Origin of the sequence: Microbispora sp. H13382 (assembly GCF_014161445.1) — a bacterium.
GTDB lineage: Bacteria > Actinomycetota > Actinomycetes > Streptosporangiales > Streptosporangiaceae > Microbispora.
On sequence record NZ_JABBXA010000002.1, the window covers coordinates 373,027 to 394,926 of the forward strand.

At 72.0% G+C, this 21,900-nt stretch carries 24 protein-coding genes, 1 tRNA gene and 1 riboswitch; of the genes, 11 read left to right on the forward strand and 14 right to left on the reverse strand.

Features of this window, described 5'->3' with window-relative positions; all coding sequences use genetic code 11:
• Positions 1 to 13: 13 nt before the first annotated feature.
• The 3 genes from HHX41_RS05615 to HHX41_RS05625 are packed head-to-tail and all read right to left on the reverse strand — an operon-like array spanning position 14 to position 2,507.
• On the reverse strand, positions 14 to 1,288 hold the full coding sequence (locus HHX41_RS05615) for a Stp1/IreP family PP2C-type Ser/Thr phosphatase (protein WP_182905059.1): 1,275 nt from the start codon (positions 1,286 to 1,288) through the stop codon (positions 14 to 16).
• Positions 1,285 to 1,749, reverse strand: coding sequence for an FHA domain-containing protein (locus HHX41_RS05620; RefSeq protein WP_169983993.1), 465 nt, complete (start codon positions 1,747 to 1,749; stop codon positions 1,285 to 1,287). The genes HHX41_RS05615 and HHX41_RS05620 overlap by 4 nt, the downstream gene beginning before the upstream one ends.
• Before the next feature lie 17 nt (positions 1,750 to 1,766).
• Complete coding sequence (locus tag HHX41_RS05625) at positions 1,767 to 2,507, reverse strand: DUF3662 and FHA domain-containing protein (protein ID WP_169983994.1); 741 nt, start codon at positions 2,505 to 2,507, stop codon at positions 1,767 to 1,769.
• 157 nt (positions 2,508 to 2,664) lie between these two features.
• On the opposite strand from HHX41_RS05625, the gene HHX41_RS05630 reads away from it, so the two are divergent.
• A tRNA-Leu gene (locus HHX41_RS05630) sits at positions 2,665 to 2,750 on the forward strand.
• A 346-nt stretch (positions 2,751 to 3,096) separates the two neighbouring features.
• Here the strand turns inward: HHX41_RS05630 and HHX41_RS05635 are convergent.
• Positions 3,097 to 4,101 carry a hemolysin family protein gene (locus HHX41_RS05635; protein WP_169983995.1) on the reverse strand — a complete coding sequence of 335 codons (1,005 nt, stop codon included), beginning with the start codon at positions 4,099 to 4,101 and terminating at the stop codon, positions 3,097 to 3,099.
• Positions 4,098 to 5,573, reverse strand: a complete 1,476-nt coding sequence (locus HHX41_RS05640; protein ID WP_182905060.1) for a hemolysin family protein — start codon at positions 5,571 to 5,573, stop codon at positions 4,098 to 4,100. Before HHX41_RS05640 ends, HHX41_RS05635 begins: the two co-directional genes overlap by 4 nt.
• Positions 5,574 to 5,828: 255 nt before the next feature.
• Here HHX41_RS05640 and HHX41_RS41595 point away from each other — a divergent pair, with 255 nt between their 5' ends.
• Positions 5,829 to 7,076 carry an LCP family protein gene (locus tag HHX41_RS41595; RefSeq protein WP_310741789.1) on the forward strand — a complete coding sequence of 416 codons (1,248 nt, stop codon included), beginning with the start codon at positions 5,829 to 5,831 and terminating at the stop codon, positions 7,074 to 7,076.
• Between the two features lie 125 nt (positions 7,077 to 7,201).
• Here HHX41_RS41595 and HHX41_RS05650 read toward each other — a convergent pair whose 3' ends face one another.
• Positions 7,202 to 7,852, reverse strand: a complete 651-nt coding sequence (locus HHX41_RS05650) for a GPP34 family phosphoprotein (protein ID WP_182905061.1) — start codon at positions 7,850 to 7,852, stop codon at positions 7,202 to 7,204.
• A gap of 43 nt (positions 7,853 to 7,895) precedes the next feature.
• Here HHX41_RS05650 and HHX41_RS05655 point away from each other — a divergent pair, with 43 nt between their 5' ends.
• The 4 genes from HHX41_RS05655 (at position 7,896) to HHX41_RS05670 (ending at position 11,286) form a co-directional block, all read left to right on the forward strand.
• Positions 7,896 to 8,501: a TenA family protein gene (locus HHX41_RS05655; RefSeq protein ID WP_182905062.1), complete on the forward strand. Its 606-nt coding sequence runs from the start codon at positions 7,896 to 7,898 to the stop codon at positions 8,499 to 8,501.
• Between the two features lie 22 nt (positions 8,502 to 8,523).
• Complete coding sequence (locus tag HHX41_RS05660; RefSeq protein WP_182905063.1) at positions 8,524 to 9,402, forward strand: Fpg/Nei family DNA glycosylase; 879 nt, start codon at positions 8,524 to 8,526, stop codon at positions 9,400 to 9,402.
• A 75-nt stretch (positions 9,403 to 9,477) separates the two neighbouring features.
• Positions 9,478 to 9,801 carry a rhodanese-like domain-containing protein gene (locus HHX41_RS05665; RefSeq protein ID WP_169984000.1) on the forward strand — a complete coding sequence of 108 codons (324 nt, stop codon included), beginning with the start codon at positions 9,478 to 9,480 and terminating at the stop codon, positions 9,799 to 9,801.
• A gap of 39 nt (positions 9,802 to 9,840) precedes the next feature.
• A riboswitch (TPP riboswitch) is annotated at positions 9,841 to 9,955 on the forward strand.
• Positions 9,946 to 11,286: a cytosine permease gene (locus HHX41_RS05670; RefSeq protein ID WP_182905064.1), complete on the forward strand. Its 1,341-nt coding sequence runs from the start codon at positions 9,946 to 9,948 to the stop codon at positions 11,284 to 11,286. Its footprint overlaps the riboswitch before it by 10 nt.
• An 86-nt stretch (positions 11,287 to 11,372) precedes the next feature.
• On the opposite strand, the gene HHX41_RS05675 is transcribed toward HHX41_RS05670, so the two are convergent.
• From HHX41_RS05675 to HHX41_RS05690, 4 genes are all read right to left on the reverse strand, one after another.
• Positions 11,373 to 11,969 (reverse strand): TetR/AcrR family transcriptional regulator, encoded by a 597-nt coding sequence (locus HHX41_RS05675; RefSeq protein ID WP_182905065.1) that lies wholly within the window; start codon positions 11,967 to 11,969, stop codon positions 11,373 to 11,375.
• Positions 11,970 to 11,992: 23 nt separating this feature from the next.
• A complete protein-coding gene (locus HHX41_RS05680) occupies positions 11,993 to 12,718 on the reverse strand; it encodes an ABC transporter ATP-binding protein (RefSeq protein WP_182905066.1) in 726 nt (241 codons plus the stop codon).
• Entirely contained in the window at positions 12,715 to 13,857 is a 1,143-nt protein-coding gene (locus tag HHX41_RS05685) for an FtsX-like permease family protein (protein WP_182905067.1), read from the reverse strand. Before HHX41_RS05685 ends, HHX41_RS05680 begins: the two co-directional genes overlap by 4 nt.
• 201 nt (positions 13,858 to 14,058) lie before the next feature.
• Positions 14,059 to 14,619 carry a methylated-DNA--[protein]-cysteine S-methyltransferase gene (locus HHX41_RS05690; RefSeq protein WP_182905068.1) on the reverse strand — a complete coding sequence of 187 codons (561 nt, stop codon included), beginning with the start codon at positions 14,617 to 14,619 and terminating at the stop codon, positions 14,059 to 14,061.
• A gap of 191 nt (positions 14,620 to 14,810) precedes the next feature.
• Here HHX41_RS05690 and HHX41_RS05695 point away from each other — a divergent pair, with 191 nt between their 5' ends.
• Both HHX41_RS05695 and HHX41_RS05700 read left to right on the forward strand, forming a co-directional pair.
• Entirely contained in the window at positions 14,811 to 16,694 is a 1,884-nt protein-coding gene (locus HHX41_RS05695; RefSeq protein ID WP_169984091.1) for a PAS domain S-box protein, read from the forward strand.
• A gap of 150 nt (positions 16,695 to 16,844) precedes the next feature.
• Entirely contained in the window at positions 16,845 to 17,297 is a 453-nt protein-coding gene (locus HHX41_RS05700) for an ATP-binding protein (protein ID WP_310741790.1), read from the forward strand.
• 27 nt (positions 17,298 to 17,324) lie between these two features.
• On the opposite strand, the gene HHX41_RS05705 is transcribed toward HHX41_RS05700, so the two are convergent.
• From HHX41_RS05705 to HHX41_RS05720, 4 genes are all read right to left on the reverse strand, one after another.
• Positions 17,325 to 17,819 (reverse strand): GNAT family N-acetyltransferase, encoded by a 495-nt coding sequence (locus HHX41_RS05705; protein WP_310741791.1) that lies wholly within the window; start codon positions 17,817 to 17,819, stop codon positions 17,325 to 17,327.
• Positions 17,820 to 17,846: 27 nt separating this feature from the next.
• Positions 17,847 to 18,509, reverse strand: coding sequence for a membrane protein insertase YidC (locus HHX41_RS05710; RefSeq protein ID WP_182905070.1), 663 nt, complete (start codon positions 18,507 to 18,509; stop codon positions 17,847 to 17,849).
• Positions 18,510 to 18,582: 73 nt separating this feature from the next.
• On the reverse strand, positions 18,583 to 18,864 hold the full coding sequence (locus HHX41_RS05715) for a DUF6412 domain-containing protein (protein ID WP_169984008.1): 282 nt from the start codon (positions 18,862 to 18,864) through the stop codon (positions 18,583 to 18,585).
• 1 nt (position 18,865) lies between these two features.
• Positions 18,866 to 19,033, reverse strand: a complete 168-nt coding sequence (locus tag HHX41_RS05720; RefSeq protein WP_182905071.1) for a hypothetical protein — start codon at positions 19,031 to 19,033, stop codon at positions 18,866 to 18,868.
• Between the two features lie 352 nt (positions 19,034 to 19,385).
• On the opposite strand from HHX41_RS05720, the gene HHX41_RS05725 reads away from it, so the two are divergent.
• The 3 genes from HHX41_RS05725 (at position 19,386) to HHX41_RS05735 (ending at position 21,899) form a co-directional block, all read left to right on the forward strand.
• Positions 19,386 to 19,934, forward strand: coding sequence for a nitroreductase family protein (locus HHX41_RS05725; protein ID WP_182905072.1), 549 nt, complete (start codon positions 19,386 to 19,388; stop codon positions 19,932 to 19,934).
• Between the two features lie 139 nt (positions 19,935 to 20,073).
• Positions 20,074 to 20,787 (forward strand): response regulator transcription factor, encoded by a 714-nt coding sequence (locus HHX41_RS05730; protein WP_182905073.1) that lies wholly within the window; start codon positions 20,074 to 20,076, stop codon positions 20,785 to 20,787.
• Entirely contained in the window at positions 20,784 to 21,899 is a 1,116-nt protein-coding gene (locus HHX41_RS05735; RefSeq protein WP_310741792.1) for an ATP-binding protein, read from the forward strand. Before HHX41_RS05730 ends, HHX41_RS05735 begins: the two co-directional genes overlap by 4 nt.
• The last annotated feature ends 1 nt before the right edge of the window (position 21,900 follow it).

The following is a 21,900-nucleotide window of genomic DNA, read 5'->3' on the forward strand; positions in this document are numbered from 1 at the left end:
GCTTCGACAGCAGTCACTTACTGGACCTCGTGGGGGTCGGCGTCGCCTCGGTGTCCGGCGTGGGGGCCGCCGAGGCGCCGAAATTCTTGATCCTGGTGATCCCGGCCTGCAGGTCGTCGACCGGGATGCCGCTGCGGACCTGGTCCTGCTGGACGGCCGGCAGCGACGAGACGCGCAGGTGGTCGGTGTAGGCGACCTTCTTGAAGGACACCGGCCCGACCTCCGCGTCGACGCCCTGGAAGACGACGAGCTCGTCCCCCTTGACGCCTACGTAGAACTGGCTCTGGGTCCACTCGTAGCCGAAATAGCCGCCGGCCCCGAGCGCGGCGGCGACGACCAGCACCCCGGCGGCCACTTTCGGGCCCGACCGGCGCTTGCGCGAACGCCGCGCGGAGGCCTGGGCCTCGCGCGCGGGTTCGTCGTCCAGATCGTCGTCCGTGATCACCGGTTGTGGCGCGGTCACGGTGGCGGCCCGGCCGGCCGGGGTGTCCGGCGGCGCGGAGCGCACCCGGCCGGAACCGGCCGCGCCCACGACCGCCGCCACCCCGAGCGGCGGCTGGAGGTCGTCCACCTCGATCACGTCGGCGACCACGCAGGTGATGTTGTCCGGCCCGCCGCCCCGGTTGGCCAGGTCGATGAGCTGCCGGACGACGTCCTCGGGATCGTCGATCGTGGTCAGGGTGTGGTGCAGGGTCTCGGCGCTGACCACGGTGGACAGGCCGTCCGAGCACAGCAGGTAACGGTCGCCCACCTGGGCCTCCCGGTCCTGCAGGTCGGGGTCGACCTCGCCGCTCCCGTCCAGCGCGCGCAGCAGGATCGAGCGCTGGGGATGGTTGGCGGCCTCCTCCTGCGTGATCCGCCCGTCGTCCACGAGGGACTGCACCAGCGTGTGGTCGTGCGTGATCTGGTACAGCTCGCCGTTCCTGAGCAGGTACGCGCGGGAGTCACCCACGTGGACCAGCGCGAAGCGTGCACCGCTCCAGAGCATCGCGGTGAGGGTGGTGCCCATGCCCTTGAGGCTCGGGTCACGGGCCACCATCGCGTGCAACTGGTGGTTGGCGTCCCGGACGGCCGCCTCGATGGCGTTGAGCAGGTCACCACCGGTGGCGTCCCTGTCGAGGGACGACAGTGCGGCGATGGCGACCGAGCTGGCCACCTCGCCGTGGGCATGCCCGCCCATGCCGTCGGCGACGGCAAGCAGGCGGCCGCTGGCGTACGCCGAGTCCTCGTTGCCTTCACGGAGGAGTCCGACGTCCGAGCGAGCGGCGTAGCGGAGTGCGATGGTCATTTGCGCAATTCGATGACGGTTTTGCCGATGCGGATCGGAACTCCGAGGGGCACCGGGGTCGGGCGGGTCACTTTCGAGCGTTCGAGGTACGTGCCGTTCGTGGAGCCGAGATCCTCCACGATCCACTGGCCGTCCTGAGGAAAGAGCCGGGCGTGCCGGCTCGAAGCGTAGTCGTCGCTGAGAACCAGCGTGGCGTCGTTCGCCCGGCCGATGGTGATTGGCGTCTCCGTGAGGTTGATGATGGTCCCTTGCAGGGGACCACCGGTGACGATCAGCTGGCGGGGTTCGCCCTTCTTGGGCTTGGAAACCGGTCGGGACTGCTTGACCGGCTTGCGTGCGGGCGCGGGGGCCGTCCGCGGACCGAACAGGTCTGTCCGGATGACGCCGACCGCGGCGATCACGAAGAACCACAGCACCGCCAGGAAGGCGAGCCGGATCAGCAGCAGCGTTAGCTCGGACATGGACCGTCTGTCTACCTCTAATCGCGCCTGAACACCAGTGTCGTGCGGCCGAGGGTCACCCTCGTCCCGTCCTGCATCTCGACCCTGCGGACAGGCTGGCCGTTGACGAAGGTGCCGTTGGTCGACCCCAGGTCCACGAGCACGACCTGCGGCCCTTCCACTCTTAGCTCGGCATGATGCCGTGATACGCCGGGATCCACCAGCCGAAGATCACAATCGGTTCCGCGGCCGAGCAGCGTCACCGGTGTGGTCAGCTCGTACGACCGCTGGCCCTGGGGGTCGTCCTGCGTCGAGACGAGCAGCCGGGGACGCCCCTGGAACGCGCTGGGGCGGCCGGCGGGCACGTCGCTCGGCGGCTGACGGATCTCGTCCTGCTCCACCGTCGCGCCGCGGATCACCCCCGACCGGATGCGGAAGAGCCCGACCGCGAGATCGTCGGCGGTCTCGAACCGCACCCGCACCGGCCCGACGAACGAGTAGCCCTGCTCCTTGGCGTACTCCCTCGCGAGAGTTGCCAGTTCATGGCTGATGCTGTCGGCGTACACCTCCAGCCGTTCGCTGTCGGTCGTCGACAGCTCCACCACGAAGTCGTTCGGCACGAGCGTGCGACCCTGAGCGACGATCGCGGCGCGCTCGTCCATCTCCCTCTGCACGGCGCTGGCAACCTCGACCGGCTGGAGATCGGACTTGAACGCCCGAGCGAAGGCACCTTCAACCAACCCTTCGAGCCTGCGCTCGAAGCGCTGAAGGACTCCCACCGGATACCTCCCTTCCACTGCCACTACGGTCGCGATCGCTCCGGTGCTGCACTGAGCTCCTTCGCATCGTCGTTTAGAAGGATCGTATCCGGGTTCGTAAGCACGGGCGGATACGTGCTAACCTTTCCAGGCACCCAGAGATGGGGGCCAACCGCAAGGGCAAGTGGCGGAATGGCAGACGCGCACGGTTCAGGTCCGTGTGTCCGAGAGGACGTGGGGGTTCAACTCCCCCCTTGCCCACCAGAAAGCAGCCCCGTGTGGTCGGAAGCGAAACTTCCTTCCAGCGGGGCTTTCTCTTTGTGCCGTCCAGGGAGGCAACCCCCTGGAACCCCTGGCCGGATGACGCGCCTCGCCTGGTCGCAAGCGAAGCTTTCACGTCCGGCCTCCTCTCCCGGCCCGTACGGCACGGGCCTCGTGTGCGTGTCGCGAGCAGGGGGCCCCGAAGATCGGGGCCCCCTCCGCGCGCACTGCACATTCTCCGGACGCCGCCTTTCAAACCACTTTCCGCACACTTGCATGCGGCGACCTTTACCGTCTGTCCCAGTTCGTGAGCATTGGTGTCTCGCAGTGAGAGACGTCCCCGTGCCCGTCAGGCGACGAGCAGCTCGCCGACCAGGGTGGTGAGATCGATCACACCGACGGGCGTGCCGCCGGCGTCCGTGACGAGCCCGAGCTGGGCCCGGGCCTCCTGCAGCAGAGTCACCGCGTCGGAGATCGTGGTGTTCTTCGCCATGCGGGGGACGGGGGTCGCCAGCTCGCCGGCCCGGCGGCCCGGCTGGATGACCGAGTCGCGCACGTGGAGCACGCCGACCACGTCGTCGGGGGTGACGACCAGCATGCGCAGGCTCCCGCCGCGCGCGGCCGTCCGGCGTACGAGCAGGTCGTCGGCGTTCGCGGGCACCGAGGGCGCCTCGCCGACGGGCACCATCAGCCGTTCGACCGGCTGGGAGTGCACCCGCAGCGCGCGGGTGAGCAGGTCGTGCTCGTCGCGGTCGAGCATGCCCATCCGGCCCGACTCGGCGACCAGCATGGCGAGCTGGCGGGGCGTGCGGGTGGTGGCCAGCTCGTCGCGGGGCCGTACGCCGGCCAGCCGCAGGATGCCGTTGGTCAGCGCGTTCAGCACGGCCAGGATCGGGCGGACGACCCAGGCGAAGCCGCGGAACGGCAGCGCCAGTCCCATCGCCGCCCGCTCGGGATGCGTGAGCGCCAGCGACTTGGGGGCCATCTCGCCCACGACCATGTGCAGGAACGTCACCAGGGCGAGCGCCACGACGTACGCCACGGGCGTGCGCAGCGACTCGGGCAGCAGCGTGAGCACCGGCTCCATCAGGTGCTCGATGGAGGGCTCGGCGACCATGCCGAGGCCCAGGGAGGCCAGGGTGATGCCGAGCTGCGCCCCGGCGAGCATGAGCGACAGCTCGCGCCCGCCCCTGACCGCGGCGCGGGCCGTGACCTTGGCCAGCCGGCCGCCGCTGCCGGCGACCTCCTCCAGCCGGTGCCTGCGGGCCGAGACGAAGGCGAACTCGGCCGCCACGAAGAACCCGTTGGCGGCCAGCAGCACGATGCCGATCAGTATGCCGGTGAGAGAACTCATGCGGGCCTGCCCTGGAACAGCGCGGAGAACAGCTCGGTGGCGTAGTCGGCGCCGCCCGGGTCGCGGGCGGCGCTGCGGGCCTTCTCCCGCTCCGGCCGTTCCTCCTCGGGCGCCTCCGCCGATTCCACCGCGGACGTCTCCGTCGACACCCGCACCCACTCGGGGACGCGGCGGCGCACGCTCAGCACGGTGAGCACGGCCCGCTCGGCGTCCTCCCCCTCCTCGTCGTCGAAGAGGTGGGGCTCGGGCACGAGGGGGGAGACGACCCGGTCACCGGGCTCGGCCATCCGGCCCAGGAGCGCGAGGACGAGCCCGGCGACGGTCTCGTAGTCCTCGCTCTCGGGCAGCCGGACGCGCGTCGCGCGCTCGACCTCGTCGAGGCGGAGGGTGCCCGGCACGTCCCAGACGTCGTCGCCGTGGCGTACCACGCCGAGCGGTTCGGGGTCGTTCTCGTCCACCAGCTCGCCGACGAGCTCCTCGGCCAGGTCCTCCAGCGTCACCACGCCGGCCAGCCCGCCGTACTCGTCGATCACGCAGGTGAACGTCTCACCCGCGGAGGTCATCCGCCGCAGCAGCTCGGGCAGCGGCAGCGTCGCGGGGACGAGCAGCGGCGCGCGGGTGACGCCGCCGACGAGCCCGTCGGACGGAGCGCCGGCCCTCAGATATTCGGGCAGCCCGGCCACCCCGACGACGTCGTCGGCGTCGGTGCCGAGAACCGGGTAGCGGGAGTGGCCGTGCGTACGCAGGGCGTCGAGGAACTCGGCGACCGGCCACTCGGCGCGCAGCGAGACCACGCGCGGGCGGGGGACCATGACGTCCTCGGCGGTGCGGTCGCCGAACTCCAGCGCCCGCTCCAGCATGTCGGCCAGCCGGGGCGGCAGCTCGCCCGCCGCGGCCGACTCCGTCACGATGCGCGACAGCTCCTCGGGGGTGGCGCCGTGTTCGAGCTCTTCCACGGGCTCGATGCCGAACAGGCGCACGAGCCTGGTCGCCGAGGCGTCGAAGAAGCGGATGACGGGCCCGGCGACCACGAGGTAGACGTGCGTCGGGCGGGAGAGGAACTTCGCGACGTCGTCGGGCCGGGCGATGCCGAGGTTCTTGGGGGCGAGCTCGCCGAGGATCATCTGCACGATCGTGGCGATCGCGACACCGAGGGCCACGGCGACACCGGGAACGACCGAACCGGGGAGCCCGGCGGCCTCGAGCGGACCGCGCAGCACGTCGGAGATCGCGGGCTCGGCGATGAAACCCACCAGCAGGGTGGTGACGGTGATCCCGAGCTGCGCGCCGGAGAGCATGAACGACAGGCGTCCGGTGATGTCGAGGGCCCGGCGTGCGGCGTCGTCACCGGCCGCGGCCTGCTCGCGGAGGGTGCCGCGGTCGGCGGCGACGAAGGCGAACTCCTGGGCCACGAAGAATCCGGTGGCCAGGGTCAGGAGCAGCACGGCCAGAAGGCCGAGGGCGGCGCTCATCGGGCGCCCGCCGTGCGATCATGAGATCCCGTGCCTGGGCACGGGCAGGTACTCCAGGGGTCCGAAACGGACACGACGATCCTTTCGCGTGGTGGTATACCACCGTAACGGCTGGAACTTCTCCTGTGTTTCCCGGCAGCCTTTACTGACTGCTTAGAGGGCGTCTGGGTACCGTGAAGAAGGGGGCGCATCGGCAAAGACTTCGGCCGCTGCGGTCAAAGCAGGCGCAAGGACGCTGAGGGGCTGGGGGTTCAGGTGGCCGACGAGGACGAGGCGACCCGCGCGTACCGCCGTACGGCCCGGCCTTCGGCGGCACAGCCTCCGGCGGCACAGCCCCGTGCGGAGGCTCCGGCCGCTCCGGCGGGGTCCGGCAGGGAGGACACGGTCCCCCGCGCCCGCTCCAAGGTGTACGGCAAGCCGCGCTCCGGCGACAGTCCGATCCGCCCGCTCGGCGGGAGCGGGCACGAGGCCGGGGACCGGGACGGCGCCCCGCACGGTGGCGGCGGCGGGCCGAGGGGCCGCGACGGGGCCGTGCGCGGCGGTGGCCGCGGGCCGCGGCGGACCGGCAGGACCGTTCTGCGGGTCGTCGTGGTGCTGGTCGTGCTCCTGCTCGTCGCCGCCGTCGCCGGATATTTCTGGATCGGGTCCCGGTTGAAGCCGGTCGAATCGCTGACCGACTACAGCGGACGGCCCGCCGAGACGCCGGGCGAGGACTGGCTGCTGGTCGGGTCCGACAGCCGGGCGGGGCTGACCGCGGCGCAGCGCAGGAAGCTCGCGACCGGCAAGGCCGTCGGCAAGCGCACCGACACGATGATGCTGCTGCACATCCCCGAGAGCGGCCGGCCGACCCTGGTCAGCCTGCCCCGCGACTCGTACGTCCCGATCGAGGGGCACGGCAGCGGCAAGCTGAACGCGGCGTACGCCTTCGGCGGGCCGAAGCTCCTGTCCAAGACGGTCGAACGGGTGACCGGCATCCGGATCGACCACTACATGGAGATCGGCTTCGGCGGGTTCGTCGGCATCGTGGACGCGGTCGGCGGGGTCAACATCTGCGTTAAGCAGGACATCAAGGACCCGAAGGCCGGGATCGACCTGAAGAAGGGCTGCCAGGACATGGACGGCGGCACCGCGCTCGGCTATGTCCGGACCCGGGCCACCGGCGCCATCCCGGACTTCGAGCGCACCCAGCGGCAGCGTCAGTTCTTCTCGGCCGTCGTGCAGAAGGCCGCGAGCCCGGGCACGCTGATCAACCCGTTCACCTCGGTCCCGCTGGCGCTGAACGCGGCCGACTCGGTCGCCGTCGACCCCGGCACCGGCCTGTTCGACCTGCTGTCGGTCGGCCTGGCCATGCGTGAGGGACCCGTCGCCACCGCCGTGCCGGTCGGCTCGCTGCCGACGATCGGCGGCCAGGCGGTGGTCAAGTGGGACACGCAGAAGGCGCTGCGCCTGTTCGAGGCGCTCGCCGCCGACAAACAGGTCCCCAAGGACGTGATCACCAAGTAGCCGCGGCGGCCGTGCGACGCGCCCGGCCGCTCACCCGGGCGCGCGGCGTGCGCGGCACGAGCGGCAGGGTCAGCCCCCGGGTCCGCCCCCGGGTCCGCCCGGGTCAGCCCCCGGGTCAGCCCGGGTCAGCCTCCGGCGGAGGCGGCGACCGCCGCGGCCGTCGTGGCCGCGACGACGGCGGCGTGCACGGACGCGATCGTCTTGCGGACCGCCTCGCCCGTCCACTGGCCCTGGGCGATCTCCTTGATCCGGTCCTTCGGCGCCCCGGGGAACGCCTTGCGGTCGAGCTTGGCCGCGTGCATGACCGCGAACAGCACCGCCGTCCGCTCGTCGGGCTCGGCCCCGGTCAGGACGTTCTGGACGCGTTCCCGCACGCCCTGCTCGTGGCGCGGGTCGAGCTCGGGATAGCGCGTGGTGGGGAAGATCCCCAGGATCTTGCCCTCCTGCTCGCTCAGCACGCCCCGGGCGGCCAGGCGGGTGAGCAGCCGCTTGCGCAGCCTGCCCATGCGTAGCTTGCCCACCCACCAGCTGGCGTCGCGCCGCCTGGCCTCGCCGATGATCCGGGACAGCGTCGCGTCCAGTTCCTCGTCACCCAGCGGGGCGCCGTCCTCGACCCGCAGCTTCTTGCCGTCGAAGCCGACACGTCCGCGTATGGCGAGCTCCGCGAGCAGAGCACCCGCCAAGGCGCAGTCGAGCTCCAACGACCCGATCATCGGCTTGCCGGTGTCCTCCCGGTAGGCCAGCAGCAGCACTTCCTCGGCGATCGTCAGTGTCACGTGATCGAGCGTAACGCGCCGATCCGGGCCAGAATGTGCCTTTATGGGAATATCTGACGAGCTGCACGCCATCGGGCGGCCGATGCTGGACGCCCAGCTCGCGCACCCGACCGTACGCGGCATCGCGGCGGGCGACCTGCCCGAGCCGGTGTTCCGGTCGTGGCTGGAGCAGGACTACCTGTACCTGCTCGACTACGTCCGGGTGTTCAGCCGGCTGGCCTGGCAGGCTCCGGACGCCCACCTCGGCGACCTGGTCGATCTCGCGTACGCCACCTGGCACGACGAGCTGGACCTGCACCGGTCGCTGTCGGCCGAGTTCGGTGCCGACCTCGACGGCGCGGTGAAGGGCCCGGCCTGCGCGGCGTACACCTCGTTCCTGCTGGAGTCGGCCGCCGACTACGCGGAAGGCCTGGCCGCGCTCTACCCCTGCATGTGGGGCTACTCCACACTCGGCCGGATTCTGGCCGCCGACCCGCCCGCCGAGCCCCGGTACAAGGCGTGGGTGGACACCTACGCCGATCCCGGATTCGCCGCCCTCTCCGCGCGCATCGCCGTCATGATCGACGAGGCGGATCCCGACCCGGCACGCGCCCGGGAGCTGTTCGTCCGGGGTATGGAGCACGAGCTCGCGTTCTGGGACGTCCCCTGACGGAGCGGGTTAGTGTGAGGGCATGCCGGAGCTGCCCGAGGTCGAGGCGCTCGCCGAGTTCCTCCGCGAGCACGCCGTCGGCCATGCCGTCGTCGGCGTCGACGTGACCGCCTTCCAGGCCCTGAAGACCGTCGATCCGCCCGTCACCGCGCTCGCCGGGCTGCTCGTCACCGGTGTGGCGCGGCACGGCAAGTTCCTCGACGTCGACTGCGACGGCCTGCACTTCGTCACCCACCTGGCGCGTGGCGGCTGGCTGCGCTGGCGCGACGACCTCACGGGCGCGCGGCCGGTGCGGCCGGGCAAGGGCCCGCTCGCGGTCCGTGTACGGCTGTCGCCCGGCGAGGACGGCCGCGCTCCCGGCTTCGAGCTCACCGAGGCCGGCACGCAGAAGCGCCTGGCGGTGTACGTGGTGCGCGATCCCGGGGACGTCCCCGGCGTCGCCGGGCTCGGGCCCGACCCGCTGGCGGAGGACTTCACGCCGGGCGTGCTGAAGACGATCGTGGGCGGCAGCCGGGCGCAGATCAAGGGCCTGCTGCGGGACCAGAAGGTGATCGCCGGCATCGGCAACGCCTACTCCGACGAGGTGCTGCACGTCGCGAAGATGTCCCCCTTCAAGATCGCCGGAACGCTGACGGACGGCCAGGTCGCCGACCTGCACGACGCGATCGTGAGCACGCTGCGGGACGCGGTCGGCCGGGCCAGGGGGCTGGCCGCCAAGGACCTCAAGTCGGAGAAGAAGTCGGGCCTGCGCGTGCACGGCCGTACGGGCGAGGCGTGCGAGGTGTGCGGCGACACGATCAGGGAGGTGTCGTTCGCCGACTCGTCGCTGCAGTACTGCCCGACCTGCCAGACCGGCGGCAAGCCGCTGGCCGACCGCCGGCTGTCCCGCCTCCTGAAGTAGCGTCCAGCGGATCACCGTGGGTCACAGCTTCCGGCATGGGCCCGGGCATCGGCGGCGTGCGGCCACAATGGGCGCATGACATTGCCGGAAATCACCCCCGACGCCCTGCCCGACGACGCGTACCTGCTCGACGTCCGTGAGAACGAGGAGTGGGTGGCCGGCCACGCGCCCGGCGCCGTCCACATCCCGCTCGGCGAGCTGCAGGCGCGGGTGGACGAGGTGCCGCACGACCGCCCGGTGTACGTGGTCTGCCGCGTCGGCGGACGGTCGGCGCACGCCGCGATGTGGCTCAACCACATCGGCAGGGACGCCGTCAACGTGGACGGCGGCATGCAGCTGTGGGCCGCCGCCGGGCGCCCGATGGTCAGCGAGGCCGGCGGGACGCCCTACGTCGCATAGGAAAACGGTCAAAGAAGTGTCATAATCCCAAAGACATCATCAATACCCCGCGGGAGCTCGGGCGTGACCGGGCTGAGAGGGCGGATCGAACGTGCCGCCGACCGCATGAACCTGTCCGGATAATGCCGGCGTAGGGAGCGTGTGATGACTTCTGCCGTCGTCGACGACGCGCACGCGGAGGTTCCCCTCACCCTGGACGAGGAGGCCCCCAGGACTCTGGGGCTGCTCGACCAGGGAGCGTTCTGGGCCAATCTCGGCGTCAGCCTCCTCGGCTTCTCGGGGGCGCTGTTCCTCCTCGACCCCCTGGGCGGCAAGCCGCTGACCTTCACCGCGGCGGTGCTCGCCGCCGTCGTCGGCAGCCTGCTGGGCACGGCCATGGTCGGCCTGGCCGCGATCCCCGGCGCGCGTACCGGCCGGCCCGCGATGGTGCTGCTGCGCGGCCTGTTCGGGGCCCGGCTCTCGTACATCCCGACCGTGCTGAACATCGTGCAGATGCTCGGCTGGGGCGCCTTCGAGCTGTGGGTCATCGCCAACGGCGCGCAGGCCCTGTTCGGCACGGCGGTGCCGTACGCGGTGTGGGCGGTCGCGGCCGGTGCGCTGACGATCGCGCTGACGATCCGCCCGCTCGGCGCGCTGCGACTGCTGCGCCGCTACGTCACGGCGGGCGTGGTGGTCGCGATGGTCTGGCTGTCGGTCGCCCTGTTCACCCAGGGGCCGTCCGTGGGGGGCGGCTCCTGGGACGCCTTCGCCCCCGCCGTCGACTACGTGATCGCGCTGTCGGTGTCGTGGGTGCCGATGGCGGCCGACTACGCCCGGCACTCGCGGTCGAGCGGCGCGGCGTTCACCGGCGTGGTGGCGGGTTACACGATCGCCCAGGTGGCCTGCCTGGCGCTCGGCATCGCCGCGCTCGCCCTGGTGGGCAACGACCCGGACAAGGTGTGGGACCCGTTCGTGGCCGCCCCGCTCGGGATCCTGTTCTTCGGCATCCTGGTGCTGCGCGAGGCCGACCAGTCGTTCGCGAACGTCTACTCGACGACCGTGTCGATCCAGAACCTCGCGCCGCGCTGGGACCGCCGGGCGATCTCGATCGTGATCGGCGTGCTCACGACCCTGGTCGCGCTGTTCGCCGACGTGAACTCCTACGGCGCGTTCCTGACCGTGATCGGGGCGGTCTTCGTGCCGATGTTCGCCGTCCTCGTGGTCGACTACTTCCTGCTCGGCGGGGCCGCCCGGTGGAACACCGCCGGGGACGCCCCCTCCCGGTGGCTCATGGTCGTGCCGTGGATCCTCGGGTTCGTGGCGTACTGGATCGTCACGTCCACCCCGACGGTCGGCTGGTGGGACGGGTTCTGGACCGACGTCCGCCTCGCCCTCGGGTTCGTCCACCAGCCCTGGATGAACGCCGCGCTCGCCGCGTTCCTCGTGGCCGCGGTGGCGACCGTGGCGCTGTCCGTCCCGGCCCGCCGCCTGCGGTCTCGCCGTTGAGTTCGTCGAGCCTCACCTGCCGATCCGCGGGTTCGGGCCGCGTCCCCGGCGCCTGCCACAGCGCTCCGGGGGCGTGATCCGGCGGTTCAGGACGGGCGGGCAGCCTTGCCCGCGGTGCGCACGAACGGCTCCAGCAGGGCCCGTGCGGACTCCCAGGCGGTCTCCAGGTCGGTGCCGGACTCGATCAACCGGGACCCGGCGAACACGATGGCGTTGATCATCTCCGCGGTCTCGGGCACCGCGGCGACGCCGAGGCGGCGCAGCGCCTCCACGAGCGGCTCCAGGAGCTGCTGATGCATGGCCCGGCTCTGCTCCGCGACCGTGTCGCCCGGCGCGACCTCCGCGAGGACGGTGGCCAGCGCGTGCTCACCCTCGTTGATGAGCTCGAAGTTCGTCAGCACGTAGGCGAGTACGCGGTCGGCGGGGGTCGCGGCGGCGTCCATCGCCGCGGCGACCCCCGCCGACCAGCGGGGGAAGACGTCCTCCACCAGCGCGTTGAGCAGGTCCTCCGAGGACCGGAAGTACTGGTAGAGACTGGGCCGGGCCAGCCCGGCGCGCTCCGCGACCCGGGTCAGCGTCGGCGGCCGGCCGGTCTCCGCGAGGATCTCCCTGGCGGCGTCGAGCAGCGCCCGGTGCTGGGCGGCCCGATGCTCGGCGACGGTAGCCGCCTGGATGCGTGGCACCTGCTCTCCTCCGCCATGGTCGTCTACTCCGACAGTCTCCCATCCACCATCGACAGGACGCGATCGCAGTGACCGAGCACCTCGTGATCGTGGGTGACCATGATCGTCGCGACGCCCGACTCGTGCGTCTCGTGCGCGAGCAGTGTGACGATGTCGTCGCTGCGGGCGCGGTCGAGCGCGGCGGTCGGCTCGTCCACCAGCAGCACGGCCGGGCGGGTGACGAGTGCCCGGGCGATGCCCACGCGCTGCCGCTCGCCGCCGGACAACTGGTGCGGGCGGTGCCCGGCGCGGTGCCCCATGCCCACCCGGTCGAGCAGCTCTCGCGGGTCGTGACCGTCACCCGCGCGTCTGCCCGCCACGTCGAGCGCGAAGCGGAGCTGGTCGAGCGCGGTGAGGGCCGGGATGAGGTTGCCGGACTGGAAGACGAACCCGATCCGGTCGCGGCGGTGGCGCGCCTTCTCGCGGGCGCTCGCCCGGGAGATGTCGACGCCGTCGAGCAGGACCCGGCCGGTGTCCGGCGTGGTGAGCGCGCCGGCGACGGCGAGCAGGCTCGACTTGCCGGAGCCGGACGGCCCGACGATGGCGACGAACTCGCCGGACGCGACGTCGAGGTGCACGTCGTCGAGCGCGGTGACCGTGGCGTCGCCGTCGCCGAGGGTCAGGGTGACGCCCTCCACCAGCAGGCCGCCGCGTTCCCGGGCGCCGGGCCGGAGCGAGTCCGGGCGCGGGGACGTGGAACTGGTGGTCATCTCTGCCCTCCCAGGGCTGCGAGCGGGTCGACGCGGACGATGCGGCCCACGGCCGCCACGGCACCGGCGAGGCCGAGGCCGACGAGGAGCAGGGCGGCGAGGACGAGCGGGGCCGCCTCCAGCGCGAACGGCATGGGGGTCGTGGTGAGCAGCGTGCCGCCCCCCACCCCCAGCAGGAAGCCCACGGCGGTGGACACGGTCAGGATGACGGTCGCCTGGATCATCGTGTCCCGCATGAGGTAGCCGGTCGAGGCGCCCATGGCCCGTATGACGGCGAGCTCGTGCTTGCGCTGGATCGTCCACACGGTGAAGAACGTCCCGACGACGAGCGCGGAGATGGCGTACAGGAAGACCTGGATCAGCGTGAGCGTGGAGGTCTCGGCGGAGTAGCCGGGGGAGGCGCTGAAGGACTCCTTGAGCGTCATGCCCGTGGTGCCCGCCGCGGCGTCGCCGCCGGACAGGTCGATCCGGTCTCCGTCCCGGGCGCGCAGGGCGATGGCCGTGGCCTCCTCGTACGCCCCGTCACGCACCTCGTCCCCCGGCCCGGCGCCCGCGCGCACCTGCTGCCAGGTGCGCAACGGCAGGTACGCGACGTCGACGTGCCCGAAGGTGCGCTGGTCGCCCGTGGTGCCGACGACCTTGAGCCGGGTGCCCAGGCGGTCGATGACGACGGTGTCGCCGATGCCCACGCCCTCGTCCAGGACGGTCTTGCTGACCACGATCCCGTCGGGGTCGCCGAGTCCGGCGCCGTCGGAGACGGCGGGGGCGAGGAAGGAGCCGGGGTCGACGCCGAACAGGGCCAGGTCGATCGGCACCTGGGTGCCGGCGGCGGTCGTGGCCTTGGCGTTGACCAGCATGTTGCCGAACGGCGCGGCATCGCCGACGTCGTCGCGGCCCTTCCACGCCTCGGCCTGGTTCACGTTGACGGTGCTGCGGGAGAAGGCGGAGTCGGTCTTGGTGCCCTCGGCGAAGGCGAACGCGGTGACGGGCAGCCGCTGGAGCCCGGAGACGCCGTCGTTGACGAGCCCGGAGGAGAGGCCGGACAGCAGCACGACGAGGATCGCGATGAGGGCGACGACTCCGCCCATCAGGCCGAAGCGTGCGCGGGCGAAGACCAGCTCGCGCCAGGCCAGGAACATGGCACTCCTTCGGAGCAGGGATTTCAGGGACGACGAGCGCCCCGATTTGCCGACGCTCCGTTGGTAAACATACCAACACTGCGTCGGGAAGAAGCCCGCGCCGTGGTCCGTGGAGCGCTGAGAGGCCGTGGTCCGTGGAGAGTGCCGCGAGGTCTGCCGCTGAGACCTCACGCCCGCGCGCCCGCCGACGCGCCGGAGTGACTAGAGAGCGCCCTCCAGGCGGAGCAGGTGCTCCTTGGCCGCCTGGCCGCCCGCGTAGCCGCCGAGTGCGCCGGGGCCCTCCACGGCCCGGTGGCACGGCAGGAGCAGGCAGACCGGGTTGCCGGCGAGGGCGTTGGCCACCGCGCGGGGGGCCTGCGGCCGTCCGATCCGCTCGGCGATGTCCTTGTAGGTGGTGACGCTGCCGTACGGCACGGCCGGCATGAGCTGGATCACCGTACGGCTGAAGCCGGTGACCAGGCGCAGGTCCACGGAGAGGGAGAAGGTGCGCAGCCTGGCCGTGAAGTAGGCGTCGAGCTCCCTGCGCAGCGGATCGAGACGGCGCGGGTCGGGCCCGATGAACGAGCCGACGGCGCGGGAGATCCGGGCGAAGACCTCGTGCTCGCCCTCGTAGGTGCAGGCCAGCACGCCGCGTGCGGTCACCGCGAGGACCAGGCGGCCCACCGGCGCGTCGGTGGTGCCGAAGGCGACCTCGGGCGGGGTCTCGCCGACGTAGCCCGGCGAGGTCACGCGCAGCAGGGCTTCGAGGTCCTCGGTGGACATGGGCGCCCCGCTTTCTCTTCTCCGCGTGCAGGCAGCGTATCGGAGCGGTTGCGAGGTGACGGAAAAGGCCAAGATCAAAAGGTGAAAGAAGGCACGATGGGGGCGTGGGTGACAGCAGCGTGGACGGCCGGGCGGCGGACATCGCCCCCGCGGCCGCTGACGCCGCGGACGTGCTCGCGGGCGAATTCGACATGCAGCCGGGTGGTGGCTCAGGCGCGGGTCTCCACGGGGGCGACGTCGAGGAGGGCCTCGCGCGCGCGGTCCTGGCCGGCTCCCCCGACGCGATCGTCGCGCTCGACCGCGACCTGGCCGTGCTGAGCTGGAACGCGGCGGCCGAGCGGATGTTCGGCTGGCCCGCGGCCGAGCTGCTCGGCAGGCGGGCGCCGATCGTGCCCGACGAGCTGATGGCCGAGCACAACGCCGTGCTCGAACGCGTACGCGCGGGCGGCCGGGTGTCGCTGACCACCAAACGTCTCCACCGCGACGGGCGGCTGCTCGACCTGCGGGTGGACACGAGCGCGCTGAGCTCCCCGGCCGGCGTCCTGCTGGGGTACGTGAACGTCTACCACGCCGCCGAGGACGACGACGCGGCGCACGGCAGGATGGTGCGCCGCGCCCGCCTGGTGCGGCGGCTGACCGACGTGGTGGGCGACATCAACGCCGAACTCGACCTGCCCGTCGTGCTCGACCGGATCGCCGCGAGCCTGACCGAGCTGACCGGCGCCGACGCCGGCGGTTTCGTGTCCATCGAGGGGGAGCGGCTGCGCCTGGTCGGCGTCCACCGGTTGCCCGAGACACTGCGCGGGGCCACCGCCGACCTGCACACGAGCCTGGTCGCCAAGCTGCTGCGCACCGGCAAGACCGTGCTGCTGGAGACCGGCCCGGAGGGCTTCCCGGACCTGATCTGGGCGCGCGTGCCCGGCCTGCACACGATCGCCGTCGGCATCGCCGCCGTCGGCGGACGTCCCTATGGAGCGCTCTACGCGTTGTTCGCCCGGCGCAAGGCGAGTCATCTGGAGCTCGAACTGCTCGAACTGCTCGCCGGGCACGCCGGCATCGCGGTCGCCAACGCGACGGCCTACCAGGACGCGGTGCGGCAGCGCGCCCACGAACGGGCGGTCTTCGACGCCAGCGCCGACGGCATCGCGGTGCTGGACGGCGCGGGGGCGGTCGTGCGGTGGAATCCGGCCGCGGCCGAGCTGACCGGCCACCCGGCGGAGCGGGTGATCGGCGGGCCGCCGCCCTTCCCGCTGCCGGCGCCGGGCGAGAAGCTCACCTTCCAGCTCCCGTCCGGCCGGTGGCTCGACGTGCTGTGCGCGGAGATCCGGGAGACGGGGGAGACCGTCGTCGACTTCCGCGACGTGACCCGGGCCAAGGAGCTGGAGGAGGCCAAGGACCTGTTCCTCGCCACCACCAGCCACGAACTGCGTACGCCGATCACGATCGTGCACGGCTTCGCCAGCACGCTCGACTCCCGCTGGGACCACCTGGCGGACGTGGAGCGGCGGTCGGCGGTCCACACGATCGCCGAGCGCGCCCGCTCGCTCGGGCAGCTCATGGACCATCTCCTGCTCGGCGCGCGGGCGGGCGCGGAGGAGCTGAAGGTCAGGGTCGAGCCCTTCGACCTGGCCGCCCGGGTCCACGCGGCGACGCTCGGGCTGCCGGTCCTGTCGGACCGGCACCGGCTGGAGGTGGACATCCCGCCCGATCTCCCCCTCGTGTACGGCGACGCGCTGGCCACCGACATCCTCCTGGCCCAGCTGCTGGAGAACGCGTTCAAGTACTCCCCCGACGGCGGCCTGATCCGGGTCGAGGCGTGGCCGGAGGACGACCGGGTCGTGCTGGTGGTGGACGACGAGGGAGTGGGAATCGCGCCGGGCGACCGGGAGCGGATCTTCGAGCGGTTCGTCCAGGCCGACAGCGGCAACCGGCGCAGGTTCGGTGGAGTCGGGCTGGGGCTCTACATCGTGCGCAACCTCGCCCGGGCCCAGGGCGGGGACGTCGCCGCGCTGCCCCGATCCGGTGGGGGGACGCGGATGCGACTGGTGCTGAACTCGGCGGAATCTTCATCCTGACAGGACAGATCGGAGCGTGGCGTCACCACTTAAGGACTGATCTATTGTCCAATGTGCACAAGCTGTGATGCGGGGCACGGTTTCCCGGCCGAGTGAGCGGGGCATTTCGGTCGTAGTTGCTCGTGCAGCAGATACGGGGGTCAGGGGGAGGTGAGTGCGTCGAGCGTCGTGATGCTGCCGTACGCACCGTCGAGCGTCGCCGTCGCACGTCAGCGCCTCAGCGCCGAGCTTTCGACCGCGGGGCTGCTCGCCTCCGCGGTCGACGACGTCGTGTTGATCATGAGTGAACTGCTGAGCAACGCGCTGCGCCATGCCCATCCTCTTCCGTGCGGCCGGCTCAAAGTGGCCTGGGTCTGCTCGGACAGCCAGGTCGAGGTGGCCGTGAGCGACGGCGGCGCGTGTACGGAGCCCCGCGCGGGCCGCCCGACGCTGTCGTCCCTCGGCGGCCGTGGGCTCGGCATCGTGGAGTACCTCGCAGAACGCTGGGGAGTCCGGCATGAGGAGGAGGCGACCACCGTCTGGGCCGTCGTGCCCGCCTCATGGCCCGACCAGAATGGGCATGCCGAGCTGTCCGATATTCCGGTGCTGCGCGAGGTCGGCTGACGCGCGCTCACGCCGCGTGGCCGGGCATCAGGGCCGGCTGTGCTCCATGCAGATCAGGTCGTCGCGGGAGTCCCACGACGCGGTGACGGTGAACCCGAGCCGCTCGTAGAGGGCGATCGCCGTCGTGCGCCACCGCCACACCGACAGCCGTACCGACCGCAGGCCGGTCGCGTGCGCCCGGGCGAGCGCGGCGCGGACGAGCGCGGCGGCCACGCCCCTGCCACGCTCGTCCGGGTCCACCCACAGGCGTTTGATCTCGGCCCGTCCGCCGGCGGGCGCCGCGAGCACCACGCAGCCGATCGCGGCGTCGCCGCGGCGCGCGACCAGCACGACGTCGTCCGCGAACGCCGCGCCCGGGTCCTCGACCTCCGCCCGGTAGCGCTCGGGCAGGCGCGTCGCGTCGGCCGCCGGGACGCCCTTCTCGGCCTCGGTCCGCAGGTGGTAGGCGGCCAGGAGCGCCCGCAGGTCCTCCCGGCCGTCGTCCCCGGCCGCCCAGGTCACGATCGCGTGGTCACGGATCACGCCCGCCAGCATTCCACCGATCCGGGGTCAGGCCGTGCGCGGGTGGAGCACGGCCCGCTCGGCCGTCGTCCAGGCGCTGCTCACGAGCAGGTAGACGCCCGCCGCGAGCGGGAGGAAGGCCGCGGCGAGCACGGTCCAGAACGGCATCAGGACCGCCAGGCGCCGCATCGGCGCAGTGGGCTCGACCCGGCGGGCGGCGATCACGGCCACGGCCACGAGCAGCCCGAGCAGCGCGGCGAACACTCCGGCGACAGGGCTGACCAGGCCCGCCCCGGCAAGCACGGCGGAGAGGTGCTCCCCCAGCGGCACGCCGAGCACGCTCTGCGCCAGCAGCAGGTTCGGGTGCCCCGCGATGACGGCCGCCGTGAACAGCCGGTAGGTCACCGTGAAGAACGGCAACTGCGCGAACGCCGGGAGAAAGCCGGTGAACTGGCCCACGCCCTCCTTGGCGTACAACGCGTCGACCTCGCGCAGGAGCCGCTGCGGGTCGTTCTTCCACCGCGTGCGCAGCCCTTCCACCTGTGGTGCGAGCCGCATGCGGATCCGCTGCGCCCGCGCGACGCGGACGCTCAGCGGCAGCAGCGACAGCCGTACGGCGAGGGTGACCAGGACGATCGCGAGTCCGGCGCCGGTGAGGTGGCTGAGCGCGTCGATGAGCCGGTAGGCGGGGCCGAGCACGAAGTCGAACATGGGAAGCCTTTCGTCTGTGACCTGTTGCCGGTGAATGAGGGCATGACGAAAGCGCTCGTCACCGGATCGCCGGTCAGACGAGCGCGGGGCTTCCTGATGGTGCGCGGGGACGGGGACGGCCAGGCGTGCCGGGATCACGCAGCCTGACCATCGCCGTCTCACCGTTGTACGACGGCCTGCCCGGCCCCTGACGCAGAACGGGGACGCCGGCCAGCCGGCAGAGCATCCAGGCGAACACCAGGACGGCCACGCCGGCCAGGCCGACCGCGGTCAGCGCGCCGGGGCCCGGGGACCCGGCGGCCAACTCGGCCAGCAGCCAGAGGAGCGATCCGATGGCGGCCTGGAGCGCGTTCACGTCAGCGGGACAGCTTCCCGACGACGGTGACGACGACCACGGCGACGAGGGCGATGATGCCGATGATCAGCAGGAACTTCAGCGTCGCGAACAGGGCGGGGATCACGAATCCGAACACCAGCCAGAGGGCCAGGAGGATCCCCAGTACGGTCAGTACGGTACGGGCCATAGCCACAAGGTACGCGGTGGGACCGACAACCGCGAGCTTGATCGTGTTCGACCGTCCTCGGCCCTGCGATGATCCACTGAATCCGCGCTCGCGACGGGCGGCGTCTGTCAGACACTGTCTTGATCCAGAATCGGTTCGCATACCCGTGATTCATGAGGTTTCACGTGAATCATCGCGTTCGGCGGCAGTTCATCAACAGAAAGTCAGGGCTCCCCTGCCGGTCCCTGTGGTCTCATCGGCTACCTTCACCGCATGCGCCGTAGGCTCCGCTTGATCACCGTGAAATCACCCGACTCGTGGCGTTCCTGACGCGGCCGCGCGGCGCACACGACCCGGTCCCACTGGTTGAGGTATGAACCTTCCGCAACTCACACCGGCCCTCCAGGGGCGTTTCAGTCCGCTGCGCTTCGATCCGCACCATCGGCTGTCCGGCTCGGACGTCGAAACCCTGCTGGAGGCGGCCCGGTGGGCTCCGTCTGCCGGTAACGCGCAGCCCTGGTCGTTCCATCTGCGCCGCCGGGGAGAGGACGGGCACGGGCAACTCGTGGAACACCTCGCCGGCAGTTCGCGCCGGTGGGCGCCCGATGCCAGCGCGCTGGTCGTCAACCTGGCCCATCGCGAGGCCGACGACAGCGGCCTGCTCTACTCCGAGTTCGCCGACTACGACCTCGGCCAGGCGGTGGCCCATATGACCGTGCAGGCCCATGCGATGGGCCTGTCCTGCAGGCAGTTTCGCGCCTTCGACCTCGAAGGGCTGCACACCCGGCTCGGCGTCAGGCCCGGCTGGCGGATCCTCACGATGACGGCCATCGGAGTGCCGCCCCTGGACGCCACGACACCTCCCGCACGAGAGCGCCGGAGCATTGTGGACCTGCGTACCGCGGGAGTGTCGTCCCCCTGATGTGGTGACGCGCCGTGCAGGGCGGCCGTGTCCACGAAGTGCGTGTTCTTCCGGAAGCGCGACGGCCGCCGCGAGCGGCGGTTCTTACGGGGCGGTGACGGCGCTTCGCCGGGCCGCCCGCCGGACTTACCGTGGGGACGTGCCCTCCTCGAGAACTTCCCAGAATCCCGCCCGCGTCCTGGTGGTGGAAGACGACCCCACCGTCGCCGAGGTGGTGGCCCGCTATCTGGAACGCGACGGGCACGAGGTCGAGTGCGTGGGCGACGGCGCCGAGGCGCTGCGCCGGGCTCTGGCCGACCCGCCCGACCTGATGGTGCTCGACCTGATGCTGCCCAAGCTCGACGGCCTGCAGGTCTGCCGGAAGCTGCGGGAGCGCCGGCCCGTCCCGGTGATCATGCTGACCGCCCTCGGGGAGGAGATGGACCGGGTTGTCGGCCTGGAGACCGGCGCGGACGACTACGTGACGAAGCCGTTCAGCCCACGCGAGCTGGCCCTGCGCGTGCAGTCCGTGCTGCGGCGGGCCCGGGGCGCGCTGGTGCCCACCGGCACCGGCGTGCTGCGCGACGGCGACCTGGTGGTCGACGTCGGCGCCCACGAGGTGCGCCTGGGCGGCAAGGAGATCACCCTGACCGCGCGCGAGTTCGACCTGCTCGTCTACCTGCTGCGCAACCCCCGCCAGGCGTTCAGCCGTACGGCCCTGCTCGACCAGGTCTGGGGCTGGTCGTTCGGCGACTCCTCCACCGTGACGGTCCACGTGCGCAGGCTGCGGGAGAAGATCGAGGACGATCCCACCGACCCGCACCGGATCGTGACGGTCTGGGGCGTCGGCTACCGCTACGAACCGCTGTCGTGATCGTCCAGATCGTCGCGGTCGCCGCCGGGCTCGGTCTCGTCATCGCGGCCCTCGGCCTGGCGCTGCTGCGGGTGCTGCGCCGCCGGTCGATCGGCGTGATGCTCGCGGTCGTCGCGGCGGTGACGGTCTCCGCGACGCTGGCCGGGGTGGTCGCCATCACGCTCGCCATGATCATCGACGGGCGGCCGAAGAACATCGTGCTCACCGTCGTCGGCATCGGCGGCCTGGTGGGGCTCGGCGTCGCCCTGGTGAACGCCCGGACGGTGGTGCGCGCCAGCAGGAGCCTCGTCGGCGCGCTGGAGAGCGTGCCGCCCTCCGGCCGGTTCGTCCCGCCGCCCACGCCGCTCCCGGCCGAGCTGCAGACCATCAGCACCACGCTTGAGCAGGCGTACGAGCGGCTGCGGCTGGGTCGCGAGCGGGAGCGGGCGCTGGAGAGCGCGCGGCGCGAACTGGTCGCGTGGGTCAGCCACGACCTGCGCACCCCCCTGGCAGGCATGCGGGCGATGGTGGAGGCGCTGGAGGACGGGGTGGCCGACGACCCCGAGACCGTCAAGCGCTATCACGTCCAGATCAGGGTGGAGGTCGACCGGCTCGCCGGGATGGTGGAGGACCTGTTCGAGCTGTCGCGGATCCACGCGGGCGCGCTGCGGCCCACGCTCACCCGCACGGGGCTCGGCGACCTCGTCGCGGACACCCTCGCCGCGGTCGAGCCGCTGGCCCGCGCCGGGGGCGTGCACCTGACCGGGGAGGCGGACCCGCGCGTCCCGGTGTACGCCGACGCCGGGCAGCTCGGCCGGGCCGTACGCAACCTGGTGGTGAACGCCATCCGCCACACGCCGGTCGGGGGGACGGTCGTCGTGCGGGCGGTGACCGAAGGGACGACCGCCCGCCTGTCCGTGCTCGACGGCTGCGGCGGCATCCCGGAGGAGGACCTTCCCCGGGTCTTCGACGTCGCGTTCCGCGGCGAGGCGGCGCGGACGCCGGGCCCCGACGGCGGCGCCGGGCTCGGCCTCGCGATCGCGCGCGGCATCGTGGAGGCCCACGACGGCGGGATCGGCGTGGTCAACGAGGGTCCCGGCTGCCGCTTCGAGATCACGCTGCCGTCGGCCTGAG